Origin of the sequence: Acidibrevibacterium sp., from assembly GCF_049965395.1 — a bacterium.
Classification (GTDB): Bacteria; Pseudomonadota; Alphaproteobacteria; order Acetobacterales; family Acetobacteraceae; genus Acidibrevibacterium; species Acidibrevibacterium fodinaquatile.
The window spans coordinates 6,621-24,650 of record NZ_JBMFWJ010000042.1; the positions used below are offsets into that span (position 1 = coordinate 6,621).

17 protein-coding genes are annotated in these 18,030 nt (G+C 67.9%); 13 read left to right on the top strand and 4 right to left on the bottom strand.

What is annotated here, in order from left to right; genetic code table 11:
- A partial coding sequence (locus ACP5M5_RS11615) for a hypothetical protein (protein WP_427937549.1) occupies positions 1–567 on the top strand: 567 nt, incomplete at its 5' end.
- Positions 568–931: 364 nt separating this feature from the next.
- On the opposite strand, the gene ACP5M5_RS11620 is transcribed toward ACP5M5_RS11615, so the two are convergent.
- The 3 genes from ACP5M5_RS11620 to ACP5M5_RS11630 form a co-directional block, all read right to left on the bottom strand.
- A complete protein-coding gene (locus tag ACP5M5_RS11620) occupies positions 932–2,059 on the bottom strand; it encodes a bifunctional 2-methylcitrate synthase/citrate synthase (protein WP_114912866.1) in 1,128 nt (375 codons plus the stop codon).
- Between the two features lie 36 nt (positions 2,060–2,095).
- Positions 2,096–3,595, bottom strand: a complete 1,500-nt coding sequence (locus ACP5M5_RS11625; RefSeq protein WP_427937551.1) for an MmgE/PrpD family protein — start codon at positions 3,593–3,595, stop codon at positions 2,096–2,098.
- A 91-nt stretch (positions 3,596–3,686) separates the two neighbouring features.
- Positions 3,687–4,652, bottom strand: a complete 966-nt coding sequence (locus tag ACP5M5_RS11630; protein WP_427937553.1) for a lysylphosphatidylglycerol synthase domain-containing protein — start codon at positions 4,650–4,652, stop codon at positions 3,687–3,689.
- A gap of 164 nt (positions 4,653–4,816) precedes the next feature.
- Between ACP5M5_RS11630 and hpnA the strand changes: the two genes are divergently transcribed.
- The 10 genes from hpnA to dnaQ are packed head-to-tail and all read left to right on the top strand — an operon-like array spanning position 4,817 to position 14,623.
- Positions 4,817–5,842, top strand: a complete 1,026-nt coding sequence (gene hpnA / locus ACP5M5_RS11635) for a hopanoid-associated sugar epimerase (protein WP_427937555.1) — start codon at positions 4,817–4,819, stop codon at positions 5,840–5,842.
- The gene (locus ACP5M5_RS11640) at positions 5,839–6,957 is read left to right on the top strand and encodes a glycosyltransferase (protein ID WP_427937556.1); all 1,119 of its coding nucleotides are present in this window, start codon (positions 5,839–5,841) and stop codon (positions 6,955–6,957) included. Before hpnA ends, ACP5M5_RS11640 begins: the two co-directional genes overlap by 4 nt.
- A complete protein-coding gene (hpnC, locus tag ACP5M5_RS11645; RefSeq protein ID WP_427937558.1) occupies positions 6,954–7,790 on the top strand; it encodes a squalene synthase HpnC in 837 nt (278 codons plus the stop codon). The genes ACP5M5_RS11640 and hpnC overlap by 4 nt, the downstream gene beginning before the upstream one ends.
- Positions 7,787–8,641: a presqualene diphosphate synthase HpnD gene (gene hpnD / locus ACP5M5_RS11650; protein ID WP_427937560.1), complete on the top strand. Its 855-nt coding sequence runs from the start codon at positions 7,787–7,789 to the stop codon at positions 8,639–8,641. Before hpnC ends, hpnD begins: the two co-directional genes overlap by 4 nt.
- Positions 8,641–9,912: a hydroxysqualene dehydroxylase HpnE gene (hpnE, locus tag ACP5M5_RS11655; RefSeq protein WP_427937561.1), complete on the top strand. Its 1,272-nt coding sequence runs from the start codon at positions 8,641–8,643 to the stop codon at positions 9,910–9,912. Before hpnD ends, hpnE begins: the two co-directional genes overlap by 1 nt.
- A complete protein-coding gene (gene shc / locus ACP5M5_RS11660; RefSeq protein WP_427937563.1) occupies positions 9,896–11,830 on the top strand; it encodes a squalene--hopene cyclase in 1,935 nt (644 codons plus the stop codon). The genes hpnE and shc overlap by 17 nt, the downstream gene beginning before the upstream one ends.
- Positions 11,811–12,479, top strand: a complete 669-nt coding sequence (locus ACP5M5_RS11665) for a hypothetical protein (protein ID WP_427937565.1) — start codon at positions 11,811–11,813, stop codon at positions 12,477–12,479. The genes shc and ACP5M5_RS11665 overlap by 20 nt, the downstream gene beginning before the upstream one ends.
- Positions 12,480–12,510: 31 nt before the next feature.
- Complete coding sequence (locus ACP5M5_RS11670; RefSeq protein WP_427937566.1) at positions 12,511–13,374, top strand: shikimate dehydrogenase; 864 nt, start codon at positions 12,511–12,513, stop codon at positions 13,372–13,374.
- Positions 13,365–13,952 (top strand): dephospho-CoA kinase, encoded by a 588-nt coding sequence (gene coaE, locus ACP5M5_RS11675; protein ID WP_427937568.1) that lies wholly within the window; start codon positions 13,365–13,367, stop codon positions 13,950–13,952. Before ACP5M5_RS11670 ends, coaE begins: the two co-directional genes overlap by 10 nt.
- The gene (dnaQ, locus tag ACP5M5_RS11680) at positions 13,949–14,623 is read left to right on the top strand and encodes a DNA polymerase III subunit epsilon (protein WP_427937569.1); all 675 of its coding nucleotides are present in this window, start codon (positions 13,949–13,951) and stop codon (positions 14,621–14,623) included. The genes coaE and dnaQ overlap by 4 nt, the downstream gene beginning before the upstream one ends.
- 18 nt (positions 14,624–14,641) lie before the next feature.
- On the opposite strand, the gene ACP5M5_RS11685 is transcribed toward dnaQ, so the two are convergent.
- On the bottom strand, positions 14,642–15,118 hold the full coding sequence (locus ACP5M5_RS11685) for a hypothetical protein (RefSeq protein ID WP_427937571.1): 477 nt from the start codon (positions 15,116–15,118) through the stop codon (positions 14,642–14,644).
- 210 nt (positions 15,119–15,328) lie between these two features.
- Between ACP5M5_RS11685 and ACP5M5_RS11690 the strand changes: the two genes are divergently transcribed.
- Both ACP5M5_RS11690 and ACP5M5_RS11695 read left to right on the top strand, forming a co-directional pair.
- On the top strand, positions 15,329–16,501 hold the full coding sequence (locus ACP5M5_RS11690) for a multidrug effflux MFS transporter (RefSeq protein WP_427937572.1): 1,173 nt from the start codon (positions 15,329–15,331) through the stop codon (positions 16,499–16,501).
- 80 nt (positions 16,502–16,581) lie between these two features.
- Positions 16,582–17,913, top strand: a complete 1,332-nt coding sequence (locus ACP5M5_RS11695) for an aspartate aminotransferase family protein (RefSeq protein WP_427937574.1) — start codon at positions 16,582–16,584, stop codon at positions 17,911–17,913.
- The last annotated feature ends 117 nt before the right edge of the window (positions 17,914–18,030 follow it).

Consider the following 18,030-nt stretch of genomic DNA (forward strand, 5'->3'; position numbering starts at 1 on the left):
GTTCACGAATTCGAGGTATCGGTCTCGGTCATGCTCGGCTGCGGCGCCATCTCGGCTGCGGCGGCCTTGCGCGGGCGGCGCGCCGCAGGCTTCGCGGCAGCGGCTTTCTTGCTGGCCGCGGTGCGGCGCGGGGTCGTCGCTTTCGCAGGGCTGCGCGACGTGGCCTTTGCAGCCGCGGCTTTTGTGGTTTTGCGCGCCGCAGCCTTCGGCGCCGCCTTGGCGGCGGTACGACGCGTGGCCGTCTTGGCGGCGGCCACACGACGGCCGGTGGCGCGGGAAGCGGTCGTGCGCGCCGCCGGCTTCTTCGCCGCCGTGGTTTTTTTCGCCGTTGTGGTTTTTTTCGCCGCCGCCGGCTTCTTGGCGGCGGTCGGCTTCTTCGCCGTCGTCGTCGCGGCCTTCTTGCGTGGCGTTGCCGCCTTCGCTGTCGCACGCGCCGGCTTCTTCGCCGCGGTCGTCTTGCGGGTGGTGCCAGTTGCGCTGCGGGTCGAGGCGCGGCGCGTCGGCGCGCGGTTTGCCAGCGCTGCTGCGCGGCGTTCAGAAGTTTCGGTGGTATCGGTGGTCATATGAAGCACTCCATTGCTGTTGGCATTTGCCAAGGGGTCGTCGTTAGGAAACGAAAGCATCGGCGTGGGCGCTCCGCCGTCACACTGCCCAGCCCCGTTGAGATGTTCCCGGCCGGGCATTCCGTGCCGTTACGTTCCTCATCCAACAGCCTGCGCCGTTTGCGGCCTCTTGCGCGAATCGCACATGCGCATGCCGACTCCGCTATTCAACGAATGAGATGAAGATGTCAACAAAAAGACGCCTCCTGCGTGTGCGGAAAGGATAATTTTTCTCGTGCCAGATTTCGCAGCGAGCCACCGCGGCCATGAAAAAACGCCGCGGCACGAGCGGCCGCGGCGCTGGCAGTTTTGGAAAAATTAAGTTTATATCATCGGCTTTTGATATCTGGCACCTCACGCTGGGCCACCCCATTATAGAGCGAGAGCGGGCGGATCAGGCGATTATCGGCGGCCTGCTCGAAAACATGCGCGGCCCACCCGGAAATCCGCGAGGCAACGAAGATCGGGGTGAACATCGGGATATCGAATCCCATCATGTAGTAGGCGGGGCCGGCGGGGAAATCGAGATTCGGATGGATGTTCTTCTTCTCCAGCATCTCCGCGGCCAGGATGCGCTCGATCTCGATCCATTTATGTTCGCCGGTGACGTCGGCCATTTTTTCCATATAGCGGGTCATCGTCGGGACACGGGAATCGCCGTTGCGATAGACGCGATGGCCAAACCCCATGACCAGGGCACGATGATCAAAGCGCTCGGCGAGCCAGGCGCGGGCACGCTCGGGCTTGCCGATCTCTTTCAGCATGTGCATCACCGCCTCGTTCGCGCCGCCATGGAGCGGCCCCTTCAGCGCCGCGATCGCCGCCGTCACCGCGCCATGAATATCGGCCTGGGTCGAGGTGACGGTGCGGGCGGTGAAGGTCGAGGCGTTAAAGCCATGCTCGGCATAGAGGATGAGGCTGACATCGAAGGCCTTCACCACTTCCTTCGCCGGCACCTTGCCAAAGCACATATGAAAGAAATTCTCAGCGAACGTCAGATCCTCACGCGGGTTGGAGGCGCGCTTGCCGTGCCGGTTGCGATAGTCGAGGGCGATCGCCGTCGGGGTTTTGGCGAGCAGGCGCAGCGCCTTGTTGCGTGTTGCCTGCTCGCTGTTATCGGCGGTTTCGGGATCCTCGAGCGCCATGAAGGAAACCGCGGTGCGCACCGTATCCATCGGGTGGGCGCGATGGGGAAATTCGCCGATCACCCGCTTGAGCCGCGGCGTGAGTTTGCGCTCGGCGCGTTCCGCGCGCTCGAACGCCGCGAGTTGCCGGCGCGAGGGCAATTCACCGTGCCAGAGCAGATAGACGACCTCCTCGAAGCGGCAATTCTCCGCGAGATCCTGCACCGCATAGCCGCGATAGGTAAGGCTGTTGGTCTCCGGCATCACCTTCGAGACCGCGGTGACATCGGCATAGACCCCGACCAGACCCTTTTTGACTTCGCTTTCACTCATGATCCAACTCCCCTATTTTGCCAATGATCCGCCCGGTCAGAAAATGCCAGGCTTGCCGTCCACGAGACGCCCCGCCGGCAGCGCGACATTCAAAAGATGTAAATCTTCCGCTCGTAGAGACGAAAGCGATTGCACCGCCTCGAGAAACCGGCTGGCGGCGGCTCTGGTGATGATGCCCTCGGTCAAGGTTTCGAATTTGCGGATGTAATCGGCCCGCCCGAACGGCTTGGCGCCGAGCGGATGGGCGTTCGCCACCGCCAGCTCGTCGGTGATCACCGTGCCATCCGCGAGCGTCACCTCGACACGTCCGCCGAACGCCTTTTCCTTGGGATCGGTGCTGTGATAGCGCCGCGTCCATTCCGGATCCTCCCGGGTTTCGATCTTGTGCCAGAGCGCGACGGTCTCTGCCCGCCCCGCCCGCTGCGGCGTATAGCTCTCAACATGATGCCAGCGCCCATCCTCGAGGGCCACCGCGAAAATATACATGATCGAGTGATCGAGCGTCTCGCGGCTCGCCTTCGGATCCATCTTCTGCGGATCGTTGGCGCCGGTGCCGATCACGTAATGCGTATGATGCGAGGTGTGGATGACGATCCGCTGCACGCGCGAGAGATCGCCGATCTTCTCGCGCAGCCGGAACGCGAGATCGATCAGCGCCTGGCTCTGATATTCGGCGGAATGCTCCTTGGTGAAACTGTCCATGATCGCGCGCTTGGGCTCGCCTGGTGCCGGCAACGGCACGTGATAGACGGCGTCGGGGCCGGCGAGCATCCAGGCAATGACCGAATCCTCGCCTTCATAGATCGGGCTCGGCGCGCCCTCGCCACGCATCGCGCGATCGACCGCCTCGATAGCGAGCTTGCCGGCATGCGCCGGGGCATAGGCTTTCCATGAGCTGATCTCGCCCTTACGCGACTGGCGCGTCGTGAAGCTGACATGGACGGCTTGCTGCACTGCCTGATAGATCACTTCGGCCGGCAGGCGCAGCAAGGTTCCAATGCCGGCCGCCTGCGCCGGGCAAAGATGGGCGATGTGATCTTTCTTCCATTCATGAAGGCAGATGGCGCGGACGAGATCGATCTGGATTTCATAGCCGGTCGCGATGGCGCGGATGAGATCGCGCCCTGAGCGCCCCTTGGCCTGCGCAACCGCGAGGATCGGCGGGATATTGTCGCCGGGGTGGGAATAATCGGCGGCGAGGAAGGTGTCATGCATATCGAGTTCGCGCACCGCCGTGCCGTTTGCCCAGGCCGCCCATTCTGGGCTGACGCGGCGGCCGGCGGGAAGGCCGAACACCGTCGCGCCGTCGCGGCGCGGATGGCCGAGTGCCATGGTGCGCGCCGAGATCACCGGGCGGCGGTTGATCGCGGCGATGGCGACGGCGGCGTTGTCGATGATGCGGTTGATGATCATCGCCGCGACGTCTTTCTCCACCGCGACTTTGTCGGCGGCGACGGCGGCGATCTTCCAGGCGAGCTGGTCTTCGCGTTTGAGCGGAGATTTCGAGGGGTGGACGCGAACTTCGTGGCTCTGCATGCGGGGCTCCTCCTTGATGACATGTCTCGATCGTTATGCGATCGTGCCTTCGTAGGAGCGAGGCGGCGGCGCTGCAAGCGCCTCAGTGAATTCAGGAGAGCAAGGTTTCGCGCACCCGCCGCGCCTCGAACGCTTGCCACAGCAGCAACACCGGCACCCCGATCGCGAGATCGCGCGCGCGGCGGATTAGCGAGAAAGCGAGAGTGACCTCAGGCGCGACGCCAAACAGCGCGCCGATCGCGGCGAGCGCTGCTTCCTGCACGCCGAGATAGCCGGGAACGAGCACCGCGAAATTGAGCCCGGCTTGTAAAATCGCTTCGAGCGCGATCGCGCTCGCGACATCGATCGTAGCACCCAGGAGATGAAGCGCGAGCCAGGTCGTCAGACCAGCATAGATCCAGCCGATGAAGTGCACCGAGCCGGCCAGCGCGAGCCGTGGCACCCGCTGATAGATGCCGCTCAGTTCGCCCTCCAGCGCACCGATGCGTGCCGTTTGCCGGCGCAGCCAGCCGGCGGAAATCCGCTCGGTGAGGGCGCGGAAGATGGCCCCTACCCCTTGCTGGAGCGCAATGAAGGCCGCGCCGCCGATCACCGCGAGCGCGAGCCCGATCGCCAGCGGCCAGACCAGGGCGGAGTCGGGAACGCGCAGGATGAGAATGACGAGGCCGACACCGGCGAAGGCCATCTGCGCGAGAAATTCGATGGCGATGTCGACAAGCGTCGAGGCGACCGCGCGGCGCGCCGAAACGCCGTGCAGCGTGATCGCGCGGGCGCCGAAAATGAAGCCGCCCATCTGCGAGAACGGTAGCAAATTCCCGGCAGAATCGCGCACCATTCGCCCCCAGACATAGGTCAGCGGTGATCCCGTGCGCAAAAGCGTCCGCCACGCCAAGCCAAGCCACGCCAAAATCCCGAGCTGACACAAAAGCAGCCAGAAGAACCCGACCCAGCCGAGCGCGAACGCGGCGCCGAAGACGCCGCCGGCGCCGAACCAGCCGATCAGCAGCGTGCCCAGCGCGAGGCCCACGATGGCGAGGAGAACCGAAAATTTTTTCACGCGAACCGGTCTCTGTCAGAAAACGCCGAGAGCCCCTACACCGGCGCCGCTGTTTGAGGAAGGGCCGCGATCTAGTAAGAGATGAGCGTGGCACGCGGGGCACGGCCGCGGCGCCGCGCGGGAGAGTGTCTAAAGAGCGTGAGGAATAAGAGGAATAAGACGAAATGAGCGCTGCGGACGGGGTTTTTCTGACCGGCGCGACCGGTTTCGTCGGCGCCGCGGTGGCGCGTGCGCTGATTGCGCGGGGCTTTGCCGTGCGGGCGCTTGCGCGCCCGGGAAGCCCGCGCGATAATATCGCCGGGCTCGCGCTCGAGCCCGTCACCGGCGATCTCGAAGATCCGGCGAGCCTTGCCCGCGGCGTTGCCGGCTGCCGTTATCTTTTTCATGTCGCGGCCGATTACCGGCTCTGGGTGCCAGACCCGGCGAGCATGATGCGGGTCAATGTCGAGGGCACGCGGGCGCTCATGCGGGCCGCCCGGCAAGCCGGGGTCGAGCGCATCGTCTATTGCAGCAGCGTCGCCGCCCTCGGCCATACCCGGGATGGGTCCCCCGCCGATGAGGCAACCCCGGTCATCGAGGCCGAGATCATCGGCCCTTATAAGCGTTCGAAATATCTCGCCGAGCAGGCGGTGTTGGCGATGGTGCGCGAGGAGGGGCTGCCGGCGGTGATCGTCAACCCCTCGACCCCGGTCGGCCCGCGCGACATCAAGCCGACGCCGACCGGGCGCATGATCCTCGATGCCGCTGCCGGGCGCATGCCGGGCTATCTCGAAACCGGCCTCAATATCGTCCATGTCGACGATGTCGCCGAGGGCCATCTTCTGGCGCTCGAACGCGGCGTGATCGGCGAGCGCTACATTCTCGGCGGCGAGAATATGATGCTCGGCGAGATTTTCGCGCTGTGCGCGCGCCTTGCCGGCACGCGCCCGCCTCGTCTCAAACTGTCCGAGGGGGTGCTGTGGCCGGTTGCGCTGGTCGCCGAGGGGCTGGCGCGGGCTTTCGGCATCCCCCCCTTGGTGACGCGCGAACATCTGCGTATGGCGCGAACGCCGATGTATTTCTCCTCGGCCAAGGCGATCGAGGGACTCGGCTATCGGCCGCGTCCGGCCGAGGCGGCGCTTGCCGATGCGATCGCTTGGTTTCGCGCCAGCGGCAAATTGCGCCCGGCCAAGGCACGCCAGTCGGCATGATCGGCACCATCGCGGCGTTGTCCGCTGTGATCTGGGTCTATCTGCTGTTTTTTCACGGCCGCTTCTGGCAGGCGGGGCCGATTCTCGCGCCGCCGACGAGGCCGCTCGCCAAGCCCCCGGCGATCACTGTGATCGTGCCGGCGCGCAACGAGGCAGCGGTGATCACGGAGACCCTCGCCTCCTTGCTCGCGCAGGATTATCCGCGGTTTTCGGTGATCCTGGTCGATGACGAGAGCAGCGATGACACCGCCGCCCGTGCCCGCGCGCTCGCCGATCAGCGTCTGACGGTGATCGCAGGGGCAGCGCGCCCGGCGGGCTGGAGCGGCAAGCTCTGGGCGCTGGCGCAGGGCGTTGCGGCCAGCCGGACGCCGCTGCTCTTTTTCACCGACGCCGATATCCGCCACGCGCCGGGCCATCTTTCGGCGCTGGCCGCCAAGCTCGAAGCGGGCCGGCTCGATATGGTTTCGGAAATGGTGCGGCTCCGCTGTCAGAGTTTTTCCGAGCGCGCTTTGGTGCCGGCCTTCGTGTTCTTTTTTCAGATGCTCTACCCCTTCGCCCGGGTGAATGATCCGCTTTGCGGAACGGCGGCGGCGGCCGGTGGCAGCGTCTTGATCCGTGCCCGCGCGCTGGCGCGGATCGGCGGCATCGCGCGGATCGGGGGCGCGTTGATCGACGATGTCACGCTGGCCCGGCACGTCAAAGTGGGCGGGCGGATCTGGCTCGGCCATGGGGTTCTCGCCGAGAGCTTGCGCCCCTATCCCGGCCTCGGCGATATCTGGCGCATGATCACCCGCACCGCGTTCGTCCAGCTTCGCTTTTCCTGGCTGCTGCTCGCAGCGACGACATTGGCGATGGCTTTGGTCTGGCTCGCGCCGCCGGCGCTCGCCCTGTTTGGCCATGGCGTGCCGCGGCTTCTCGGCGCCTTCGGCTGGCTCGCCGGCATGAGCGCCTATCTCCCGACGCTCCGCCGCTTTGGCCGCGCGCCGCTCTGGGCGCTGGCCCTGCCGCTGATCGCCGCCTTCTACATGGCGGCAACGATCGCGGCCGCGGTCAACCATGCGCGCGGGCGGGGTGTCGCGTGGAAAGCGCGCGCTTACGGGGCGGACCCGGCATGAGTGTCGCCGGCGTCGAGGCGTGGTCGGGGAAAGATCGCGGGGACGAGAATTTCCCCGTCGGCTCCTTTCTGATCCGTCCCGATCTCCGCCGCCATGTGCATGCGTTTTACGCCTTCGCGCGCAACGCCGATGACATCGCCGATCATCCGCGCTTGCCGCCGGAGGAAAAACTCGCCCGGCTCGACGCGATGGAGGAAGTGCTGCTCGGCCGTCTCGGCGATGGCGCCGCGCCCTCGGCGGCGCGGCTTCGCGCGAGCCTCGCCGCAACCGGGGTGACACCGCGCCACGCCTGCGATCTCCTGCACGCATTCCGCCAGGATGCGACCAAGCGGCGCTATGCGAGCTGGGACGAGCTTTACGATTATTGCGCGTTCTCGGCGATGCCGGTCGGGCGGCACGTGCTCGATCTCCATGGCGAAGGGGAAGCGACGTATCCGCCGTCTGACGCGCTCTGCGTCATTTTGCAGGTGCTGAACCATTTGCAGGATTGCGCCAAGGATTTGGCGGCGCTCGATCGTTGCTATCTGCCGGCGGATCTGCTCGGCGCAGAGGGTGCCGCCGTCAGCGATCTCGCAGCGCCGCGCGCGAGCCCGGCGCTGCGCCGCGTGTTCGATGCTTTGCTCGTCGAGGTCGCGCTGCTCATGCCGCTCGCAGCACGCTTGCCGGGCACGGTGCGGGCACGGCGGCTGCGGCTGGAAACGGCGGTGATCGTCGGGCTTGCGCGCCGCCTGAGCGCGCGGCTCGCCGCCGGGGATCCGCTCGCAGAGCGCGTCGCGCTCGGCAAATTCGACATCGCCGCCGCCGCGTTCGGCTCGCTCCGCTTCTTGCCATGACCACGCCGCTCGGGCTCGATCCCGCCGATCTCGCCGCGGTGACGGACGCCGTGCGCGCCGCCGGCACCTCGTTTTATCATGGCATGCGCGTGCTGCCGCCGGAGCGACGGGCGGCGATGTATGGCATTTACGCGTTTTGCCGCGAGGTCGATGACATCGCCGACGAGCCCGGCGAACTCGCCGCGAAGAACGCGGCGCTCGCGCTCTGGCGCCGACGCGTCGCCGGCTTCGCCGACGGCCGCGGCGATGACGCGATCAGCCGCGTGCTGGCAGCAGCGACGCAGCGTTTCGCGCTGCGCCAAGATGATTTTCTCGCCATCATCGACGGGATGGAAATGGACGCGGGCGCGCCGATCATCGCGCCTGATCTTGCGACCCTCGATCTCTATTGCGATCGCGTCGCGGTCGCCGTCGGGCGGCTTTCGGTGCGCGCGTTTGGCGATTCCTCGGCCAAAGCCGATGAGGTTGCGCTCGCGCTCGGGCGGGCCTTGCAGCTCACCAACATCCTTCGCGACCTCGCCGAGGACGCGGCGCGCGGGCGGCTTTATCTGCCCGCGGAATGGCTCGACGCCGCGGGGGTGCCGCGCGACCCACGACGGGCGCTCACCGCCCCCGGGCTCGGCGCGGTCTGCGATCGCATCGCCGAGCGCGCGGCGGCCTATTTTCGCGCCGCCGATCAGGCGATGGCGGCTTGCGACCGCCGAGCGATGCGCCCGGCGCGGCTGATGGGCGCGACCTATGCCGCCCTCCTCGCGGCCTTGCGCCAGCGCGGCTGGCAGCGCTTGGAGACGCCGGTCATGCTCGGCAAGTGGCAAAAGCTCTGGCTTGCTTTCCGCTACGGTGTGCTCTGATGCGGGTGCATGTCATTGGCGCTGGGCTCGCCGGGCTTGCCGCCAGCCTCGCGCTTGCCGACGCCGGCCTGCGCGTTGCGCTTTACGAGGCCGGGCCGGCGGCGGGTGGGCGCTGCCGCTCCTATTTCGATCGCCAGATCGGGGCGCGGATCGATAACGGCAATCATCTTCTGCTCTCGGGTAACCGCGCCGCCTATGCCTATCTTCGCCGCCTCGGCACGGAGGCGACGCTGGCCGGGCCGCTTGCGCCAATTTTTCCGTTTTTCGACCGCGCCGATGGCGCGCGCTGGCAGCTCCGCCCCGGCCGCTCGCGCCTGCCGTGGTGGATTTTTGCCCCGAGCCGGCGCGTCCCCGGCACAAGCCCCCGTGATTACCTCGCGCTCCGCCATGTGCTTCGCGCGCGCGGCGAAACGCGGGTCGCCGATCTGCCGCTCGCGCCGCAGCTTGCACGGCGGCTGATCACGCCGCTTGCGATCGCCGCGCTCAATACCATGCCGGAGATCGGCTCGGCGGCGTTGCTCGGCGCGGTGGTCGCCGAGACGCTAGCGCGCGGTGGGGCTGCCTGCATCCCGGCCTTCCCGCGCGATGGTCTCTCGGAGAGTTTCATTGATCCGGCACTCGCCGCGTTGGCGGCCGGCGGCAGCGAGATTTTTCTCGCCCGCCGCGTGACCGCCCTCACCACCCGAGACGGCACCGTCGGCGCGATCGCGACCACCGCGGGGCCGGCGGACTTTGCCGCCGGTGACCAGGTGGTGCTGGCGGTGCCGCCGTGGATCGCCGCCGAGCTTCTCCCCGGCCTCACGGTCCCCGACGCCTTCGAGATGATCCTCAATCTCCATTTTCGCATCGAAGCCGATCCCGGCCCAGCCGGTTTCTGGGGGGTGATCGGCGGGGTCGCGGAGTGGGTGTTCGTCAAACCCGGCATCGTCTCCGTCACCATCAGCGCCGCCAATCGCTTCGCCGACACCCCGCCCGAGACCCTCGCCGAAGCCGTCTGGGGCGATGTCGCGGCGGTGCTCGGCGTTGCCGGCGCGATCCCACCATGCCTCCCCCCCTGGCGCCTCGTGCGCGAGCGGCGGGCGACGTTTCTCGCCAGCCCCGAGCAAAGCCGCCGCCGCCCGGGGCCAGAGAGCGCGCTCGCCAACCTCGTGCTCGCCGGCGACTGGACGGCGACTGGCTTGCCGGCGACGATCGAAGGTGCGATCAGGTCGGGCAATCTTGCCGCCCAGGGGATTATCGAGAGGGTTCTCCGCCATGCCGCGCGACACTGAGCTGCCGCAAACCCCCTCCGCTGACCTTGCCGACGCCATCACCCGCGGCGCGTCGGCACTGGCTGCGCGCCAGAACACGGACGGGCATTTCGTCTATGAGCTGGAGGCCGATGCCACGATCCCAGCGGAATATGTCCTGCTAGAACATTATCTCGACCGCATCGAGCCCGCGCTGGAAGCGAAAATCGGCGTTTACTTGCGCGAAATTCAGGGCGATCACGGCGGCTGGCCGCTGTTTCACGATGGCGGCTTCGATCTCTCGGCGAGCGTGAAGGCCTATTTTGCCCTAAAAGCGATCGGCGATGCGCCCGAGGCGCCGCACATGGCGCGGGCACGCGCCGCCATCCTCGCCGCCGGCGGCGCGGCGCGGGCCAATGTCTTCACCCGCGTCCAACTCGCGCTGTTCGGTGAAGTGCCATGGCGCGCGGTGCCGGTGATGCCGGCCGAGCTGATGATCGCGCCGCGCTGGTTCCCGATCAATCTTTGGCGCGTCTCCTACTGGTCGCGCACCGTCATTGTGCCGCTCCTCGTGCTCATGGCGAAAAAGCCGCGGGCGCGTAACCCGCGCGGCGTCAGGGTGCAGGAATTGTTCGTAACCCCGCCCGAGCAGGTCAAGGACTGGATCCGTGGCCCCTATCGCTCGCTGTGGGGGCGTTTTTTCAAGGGGCTCGATACGGTGCTCCGCGTTCTCGACCCGCTGGTGCCGGCGCGGTTTCGCGCGATTTCGATCGCCCGCGCGGGCGCCTTTGTCCGCGAGCGTCTCAATGGCGAGGACGGGCTCGGCGCGATTTACCCCGCGATCGCCAACAGCGTGATGATGTTCGACGCGCTTGGCTACCCCCCCGATCATCCCGATGCCGCGATCGCCTGGCAAGCGGTGCGGAAGCTTCTCGTCATCGGCGCCGATCGCGCCTATTGCCAGCCCTGCGTCTCGCCGATCTGGGATACCGCGCTCGCCGGCCACGCGCTCGCCGAAACCGAGGGCGCCGATCACCCGCGCCTCAAAGCCGCCTGCGACTGGCTCGCCGCCCGCCAGATCACTGATGTCGTCGGTGACTGGGCGATGGCAAGGCCGGGGGTTCGCCCCGGTGGCTGGGCGTTTCAATACGCCAATCCGCATTACCCGGATGTCGATGACACCGCCGTCGTCGGCATGCTGTTGCATCGCAGCGGCGATCCCGCCCATGCCGCCGCGATCGCGCGCGCCCGCGACTGGATCATCGGTCTGCAATGCCGGGGCGGTGGCTGGGGGGCGTTCGATGCCGACAATGACCACCAGTTCCTGAACCACATTCCGTTTGCCGATCATGGGGCGCTGCTCGACCCGCCGACCGCCGACGTCACCGCGCGCTGCGTCTCCTTCCTCGCGCAGACCGGCATGGATGCCGCCGATCCGGTGCTCGCCCGCGCCATCGCCTGGCTGCGCGCCGAGCAGGAGAAGGACGGCAGTTGGTTCGGGCGCTGGGGGACCAATTACATCTATGGCACCTGGTCGGTGCTCTGCGCGCTCAACGCCGCTGGCCTGCCGCATGACGATCCGGCGATCGAACATGCCGTCGCCTTTCTGCTGGCGACCCAGCGCGACGATGGCGGCTGGGGCGAGGATGAGGAAACCTATGCCGGGGCGCCGCCGGGGCGCTACAAAGTGAGCACGCCGTCCCACACCGCCTGGGCGCTGCTTGGGCTGATGGCGGCCGGCAGGGCCGATCACCCGGCGGTTGCGCGCGGCATCGCCTGGCTGGCCGCCGCACAGCAGGAAAACGGCGAATGGGTCGAGCAGCCCTATAACGCGGTTGGTTTCCCGCGCGTTTTTTACCTCCGCTACCATGGCTATAAGCAATATTTCCCGCAGCTCGCGCTCGCTCGCTTCCAGGCCCTTCGCCACAGCAACCAGCGCCGTGTCGCGTACGGCTTCTGAAAAACCCCTTGCCGGCGCCGCGTTCATCGTCGGGATGCGGGCGGAGGCGCGGATTGCCCGCCGCCTCGGCGCGATTGGGATCGGTGCCGCGAGCGCCGAGAGGCTGGCGGCCGAGGCGTCCGCGCTGATCAGCTTCGGGATCGCCGGCGGGCTCGACCCCGCCCGTCTCCCAGGGGCGTTGGTCGTGCCGGAGGCGGTGGTGACACTGGATGGGGAACGTTTTGCCACCGACCCGGCACTGACCGCAGCCCTTGGCGGGGCGAACGCCGTGGCAATGCTCGCAAGCCCCGGCATCGTCGGCGAACGTGCCAGCAAAGCCCGCCTGTTCGCGGCCTTCGGCGCGGCGGCGGTGGATATGGAAAGCGGCGCGGTTGCGCGCGCCGCCGAGCGGCACGGGATACCCCACGCGGTGCTGCGCGCGATCGGCGATCCCGCCGGGCGCAGCCTGCCGCCGGCGGCGATCGCGGCATTCGATCCGGGCGGTGGCGTCGCGTTAGGAAAGCTGATCGTCTCGCTCGCCGCCGATCCGCGGCAGATCCCGGCGCTGATCACGCTGGCGCGGGAAACCCGCTGCGCGCTGCGGGCGTTGCGGGCCGCCGCCGCCCGGCTTGCCCGGCATGATGCCGCATTGCCGGCTGACCAGGCTTGATCTTGCGCCGGCGCCCGTGTTTGCTAGGGGAATGCCCATCCTTTCCGGAAAAGCCCGGCTCGCCGGCGTCGTCGGCTGGCCGGTTGCGCATAGCCGCTCGCCGCGGCTGCACGGATTTTGGCTCGAGCGCTATGCGATCGATGGCGCTTATGTGCCGCTCGCCGTGGCGCCGGCGGATTTCGCGCGCGCGATCGGCGGCCTGGTCGGCTGCGGTTTTGCCGGGCTCAACGTCACCCTGCCGCACAAGGAAGCGGCGTTCGCGCTTTGTGACGAGGTCGCCCCCTCGGCGCGGCGTGCCGGCGCGGTCAATACGCTTATCTTCCGCGACCGCCGGGTTTACGGCAGCAATACCGATGGCGCCGGGTTTCTCGCCCATCTCCGCGCCGAAGGTGTCGATCCCGCCGCCGGGCCGGCGCTGCTGATCGGCGCCGGAGGTGCGGCGCGAGCGATCGCCAGCGCCCTCCTCGAGGCGGGATGCGCGGTCAGCCTCACGGCGCGGCGGCAAGAGGCAGCGGCGCGGCTGGCGGCGGCGCTGCCGGGGCTGGCAATCCTTCCCTGGGCGGCGCGTGCGGCAGCGCTCGCCGATCATGCGCTGGTCGTCAACACCACCCAGGCCGGGATGAGCGGCAATCCGCCGCTCGCGCTCGATCTCGCGCACGCCCCGGCGAGCCTGGTGGTTACCGATATCGTCTATGTGCCGCTCGAGACGCCGCTGCTCTGCGCTGCGCGCGCGGCGGGGCTCCGCGCCGTCGGCGGGCTTGGGATGCTGCTCCATCAGGCGGCACCGGGATTTGCCGCCTGGTTCGGTGTCGACCCCACAGTTGATGAAGCGCTCTATCGCTTCGTCGCCGATGATTTGCTGCGACCCGATCCGGCGGCCAGCGCATGCGCCTGATCGGCCTTACCGGCGGCATCGGCATGGGGAAATCGACCACCGCCGCGCTTTTCCGCCGCGCCCATCTGCCGGTTTTCGATGCCGATCGCGTCGTGCGCCACGTCCAGGCCAAAGGCGGCGCCGCCGTGCCGCTGATCGCCGCGGCCTTCCCCGGCACCGTCCATGACGGGCGGATCGACCGCGCCCGTCTGCGCGCCGCCGTGCTCGGCAAGCCGGCGGCGCTCGCGCGTCTTGAGGCGATCATCCATCCGCTGGTGCGCGCCGCCGAGCGCCGCTTCATCGCGCGCGCCCAGAGGCACGGCGCGCCCGCCGTGATCCTCGATATCCCGCTTTTGTTTGAGACCGGCGGCTACCGGCGGCTCGACACGGTGATCGTCGTCTCCGCTCCCGCTGCCGTGCAGCGGGCGCGGGTGCGGGCACGGCGCCAGATGACCGACGCCGAGATCACCGCCATCATCGCGCGCCAGATGCCGGACGCGGCCAAGCGCCGCCGCGCCGATCTCGTGGTGCGGACCGGGCTTTCCCGCCATCATGCCTGGCGGCAAGTGCGCCGCTTCATTCTCCGGACGCTGCGATGACCCGCGCCGTGTTATTCGATACCGAAACCACCGGCCTCGATCCCGCCGACGGACATCGCGTGCTCGAGATCGCCGCCCTCGAACTGATCAACGACCTGCCGACCGGGCGGCATTTTCACACTCTCATCGATCCCGAACGCGACATCCCGGAAGAGGTGGTGCGGGTGCACGGCATCACCGCGCGCGACGTTGCCGGCAAACCCCGATTCGCGCAGATCGCCGAGGAATTGCTGGCGTTTTTCGGCGCGGGCCCGCTGATCGCCCATAACGCGCCATTCGATTTCGGCTTTATCGACGCCGAATTGCGCCGGATCGGCGCGCCGGCGCTCGATCGCGACCGCATGGTCGACACACTCATGCTCGCCAAGGCGCGGTTTCCGGGCCTGCCCAACAGTTTGGACGCGCTCTGCCGGCGCTTCGGTATCGATCTTTCGGCGCGTACCACCCATAACGCCTTGCTCGATTGCCGACTGCTTGCCGAGGTTTATGTCGAACTCACTGGCGGGCGTCAGCGCGGGCTCGATCTCGCAGCGGAAAGCGCCGCTGCCCCCGCCATCGCCTATGCCCATGACCGCGCGCGCAGCGAACGCCGGATCCTGGTCAGTGACGCCGAGCGTGCCGCGCATGAGGCGTTCCTCGCCAAGCTCAAATCCCCGCTCTGGCTCTCCTGACGCGCCGCCGGCGGCGGGTCAGTGGAGACCGTGGGCGGCGGATTGCCGATAGGCGTGCAGCGCGTTGGCGATTGCCGACGAGGGTGGCGTGATTGTGCCTTGGGCGCTCCCTGGGCTCTGGCTTGGGGTGCCGCTGGTGCCGGCGCTTAGCAGCGAACCATGATGATGGCCGAGCAGCGGCCCGGCGAGGGCGAATTGCTGCGACTCTGCGGTCCCGTTCGTCTCGCTCCCGGGGGTCGCGCCATCGCCATCATCGCCGTCGTCGGTCGCGAGATTGGGGATCGTGCCGGCCGCGTTCATCGCCGCGGCGAAGGAGGTCGGCTGCGCCCCGAGGCCGGCCGCGGCGCTGACATTCGCCGCCATCGCCGCGGCGCTGTTTGGCGCGGCATTCTTTTGCGCGTCCTGCGCCGCGAGCACGTCGGCATTGCCGCTGCCGGTCGGGGGCGTCCAGCTCTGACCTTGCGTGAGAAGCCGATGTGAAAGATGGCTGATCATGGTGGGCTCTCCAATTCTGGCGCACTCTGCGTCCCTGTGACGCTGAGGCGGGAAGACGCAAACCTCGTGCCAGAATTTTGCGCTCGCGCCGCCGCCAAGCTTCGCGCTAAGCCGATGGGCAGAGCCGCCCGGCCGGCATTTTCTGCCCGGCCGCGTGTGCCGGGCCGCCCGGACGCTACGGGCGCGCGACGGAATGGAGTTTTCCCCGGCATGAAGCCGTCGATCTGGCTGACGTTGCTGCTCGGCGTGCTCACCGCCGTCGGGCCGGTCTCGACCGATATGTATCTCCCGGCCTTTCCCCTGATCGAGGCGGATTTCGGCGGCCGATCGGGCGGCGCGCAGATCACGCTCGCCGCCTGGTTCATCGGTCTCGCGCTTGGCCAGATCACCCAGGGCTCGCTGTCCGATCGCTTCGGGCGGCGCGCGCCGTTGATTTTTGGAACGTCGCTCTATGCCCTTGCCTCCGTCGGCTGCGCGCTGGCGCCGGGCCTGTGGTGGTTCTCGATCTGGCGGGCGTTGGCCGCGATCGGCGGCTCGGCGAGCATGGTGGTGCCGCGCGCGGTCGTGCGCGACCTCACCGACGGCCATGAAGCGGCGCGGCTGCTCTCACGGCTGATGCTCGTCATGGGCGTGGTCCCGATTCTTGCGCCGGCGGCCGGCGGCGCCGTTCTCGCCGTTGCCGGCTGGCGCCTGATCTTCTGGATCGCGGCGGTTTATGGCGGGGTCTGCACGCTGCTGGTCTGGCGTTTCCTTCCCGACACTCTGGCCCGGAGCCGGCGCATCCGGCTCGGCCCGATCGGCCTCCTCGGCCGCTATGCGGCGATCGCACGCGAGCCGCGCTTCGTTACCAACGCGCTCGCGGGCGGCTTCGCCATGGCCGGTCTCTTTGCCTATCTCGGCGGCTCGCCGGCGGCCTATATCAGCCAGTATCACATCACGCCGGCGCATTATGGCATGCTGTTCGGCCTCAACGCCGCCGGCTTCATTTTCGCGGCCCAAGTCAATGCCCGCCTGCTGCCGCGTTTCGGCACCGACCGGGTGCTCGATACCGCGGTTGCCGTCGCCGCGCTGGCGACGATGGTGCTGACGCTCGACGCCTTCACCGGCTGGGGTCGCGTGCCCGGGCTCGCCGCGCCGCTCTTTTGCTATCTCGCGGCGCTGGGCTTTTTGATGCCGAGCACCACCGTCGGCGCGCTTTCGCGCCACGCGACGCAGGCCGCCAGTGCCTCGGCCCTGATGGGCACCGGTCAATTCGTGCTCGGCGCGCTTTTCAGCACCGCGGTCGGGCTGATCAATGACGGCACGGCGCGGCCGATGGCGCTTCTCATGCTGGCCGGCGGCGCTGGAGCGTTGCTCACCAACCGTTTTCGCCCACGCGGCTGAAAAATCCGCCCGCCATGGGCTTGTCCGGCGAGCGCGGACGCGGCAGGCTCGCGCGATCACGCTCGCGAAAGGTTGCCGCCATGAACGAAATCGCGTCTCCGCGTCCGAACAATCTCGAATCCTTCTGGATGCCCTATACCGCCAATCGCGCCTATAAAGCGTCGCCGCGGATGCTCGCCCGCGCGTCGGGGATGCATTATTACACGCCCGAGGGGCGCGAGGTCATCGACGGCACCGCCGGACTCTGGTGCGTCAATGCCGGGCATGGCCGGCGCGAAATCATCGAGGCGATCCAGCGCCAGGCGGCGGAGATGGATTTTGCACCGACCTTCCAGCTCGGCCATCCAATCGCCTTCCAGGCGGCGGCGAGAGTGGCGGAGCTGACGCCCGCCGGGCTCGATCGGGTGTTTTTCACCAATTCCGGCTCCGAAAGCGCCGATACCGCGCTCAAGATCGCGCTTGCCTATCACCGCGCCCGCGGCGAGGCCGGGCGGGTGCGCCTGATCGGGCGTGAGCGCGGCTATCACGGGACCGGCTTCGGTGGCATGTCGGTCGGCGGCATCGGCGGCAACCGCAAACAGTTCGGCGCGCTTTTGCCCGCCGTCGATCATCTCCCCCACACCCATGCCCCGGCGCATAACGCGTTTTCGCGCGGCCAGCCGGCGTGGGGCGCGCATCTCGCGGATATTCTCGAGGATCTCGTCGCGCTCCATGGCGCGGAAACCATCGCCGCCGTCATGGTCGAGCCGCTCGCGGGGTCAACCGGCGTTCTGGTGCCGCCGCGCGGCTATCTCGAGCGGCTCCGGGCAATCTGCGACAAATACGGGATCCTGCTGATTTTCGACGAGGTGATCACCGGCTTCGGCCGGCTCGGCACGCCGTTCGGGGCCGAACGGCTCGGCGTGACACCCGATATCATGACCATGGCCAAGGGGCTGACCAACGCCGCCGTGCCGATGGGGGCGGTTGCGGTCAAGGACGAAATCTATCGTGGCATCGTCGATAACGCCCCGGCCGGCATCGAACTCTTCCATGGCTATACCTATTCCGGCCACCCGCTCGCCTGCGCCGCGGCGATCGCGAGCATCGATCTTCACCGCAGCGAGGATCTGCCCGGCCGCGCCCGCGCCATGGAAGGCGCGTTCGAGGAGGCGGCGCACAGCCTAAAAGGGTTGCCCAACGTCATCGACATCCGCAATTTCGGCTTGGTTGCCGGGATCGAACTCGCCCCCCGCGCCGGCAAGCCCGCCGATCGCGCGGTGCGGGTATTTCATCGCTGCTTCGATAATGGTGTCCTGATCCGCACCACCGGCGATATCATCGCGCTCTCGCCACCGCTGATCGTGGAAGTCCCGCATATCGAGCGGATTTTTTCGACGCTTACGGACGCCATCCGCGCCGAAGCGGCCTAATCAAGGATAAAAAAACCCGGAACCGCGCGTTCCGGGTTTTTTGCGAGCGCGCCCGATGCCTCTCAGGCGGCGAAGGGGTGCTTCACACTGTCACGCTGCTGCACCACCTGCGCGGCC

Coding starts and splice junctions, on each gene's coding strand:
- ACP5M5_RS11670 (WP_427937566.1), top strand. CDS start 12,511: ATGCCCATCCTTTCCGGAAAAGCCCGGCTCGCCGGCGTCGTCGGCTGG.
- hpnC (WP_427937558.1), top strand. CDS start 6,954: ATGAGTGTCGCCGGCGTCGAGGCGTGGTCGGGGAAAGATCGCGGGGAC.
- ACP5M5_RS11695 (WP_427937574.1), top strand. CDS start 16,582: ATGAACGAAATCGCGTCTCCGCGTCCGAACAATCTCGAATCCTTCTGG.
- hpnD (WP_427937560.1), top strand. CDS start 7,787: ATGACCACGCCGCTCGGGCTCGATCCCGCCGATCTCGCCGCGGTGACG.
- shc (WP_427937563.1), top strand. CDS start 9,896: ATGCCGCGCGACACTGAGCTGCCGCAAACCCCCTCCGCTGACCTTGCC.
- ACP5M5_RS11690 (WP_427937572.1), top strand. CDS start 15,329: ATGAAGCCGTCGATCTGGCTGACGTTGCTGCTCGGCGTGCTCACCGCC.
- hpnA (WP_427937555.1), top strand. CDS start 4,817: ATGAGCGCTGCGGACGGGGTTTTTCTGACCGGCGCGACCGGTTTCGTC.
- ACP5M5_RS11620 (WP_114912866.1), bottom strand. CDS start 2,059: ATGAGTGAAAGCGAAGTCAAAAAGGGTCTGGTCGGGGTCTATGCCGAT.
- coaE (WP_427937568.1), top strand. CDS start 13,365: ATGCGCCTGATCGGCCTTACCGGCGGCATCGGCATGGGGAAATCGACC.
- dnaQ (WP_427937569.1), top strand. CDS start 13,949: ATGACCCGCGCCGTGTTATTCGATACCGAAACCACCGGCCTCGATCCC.
- ACP5M5_RS11625 (WP_427937551.1), bottom strand. CDS start 3,595: ATGCAGAGCCACGAAGTTCGCGTCCACCCCTCGAAATCTCCGCTCAAA.
- ACP5M5_RS11685 (WP_427937571.1), bottom strand. CDS start 15,118: ATGATCAGCCATCTTTCACATCGGCTTCTCACGCAAGGTCAGAGCTGG.
- hpnE (WP_427937561.1), top strand. CDS start 8,641: ATGCGGGTGCATGTCATTGGCGCTGGGCTCGCCGGGCTTGCCGCCAGC.
- ACP5M5_RS11640 (WP_427937556.1), top strand. CDS start 5,839: ATGATCGGCACCATCGCGGCGTTGTCCGCTGTGATCTGGGTCTATCTG.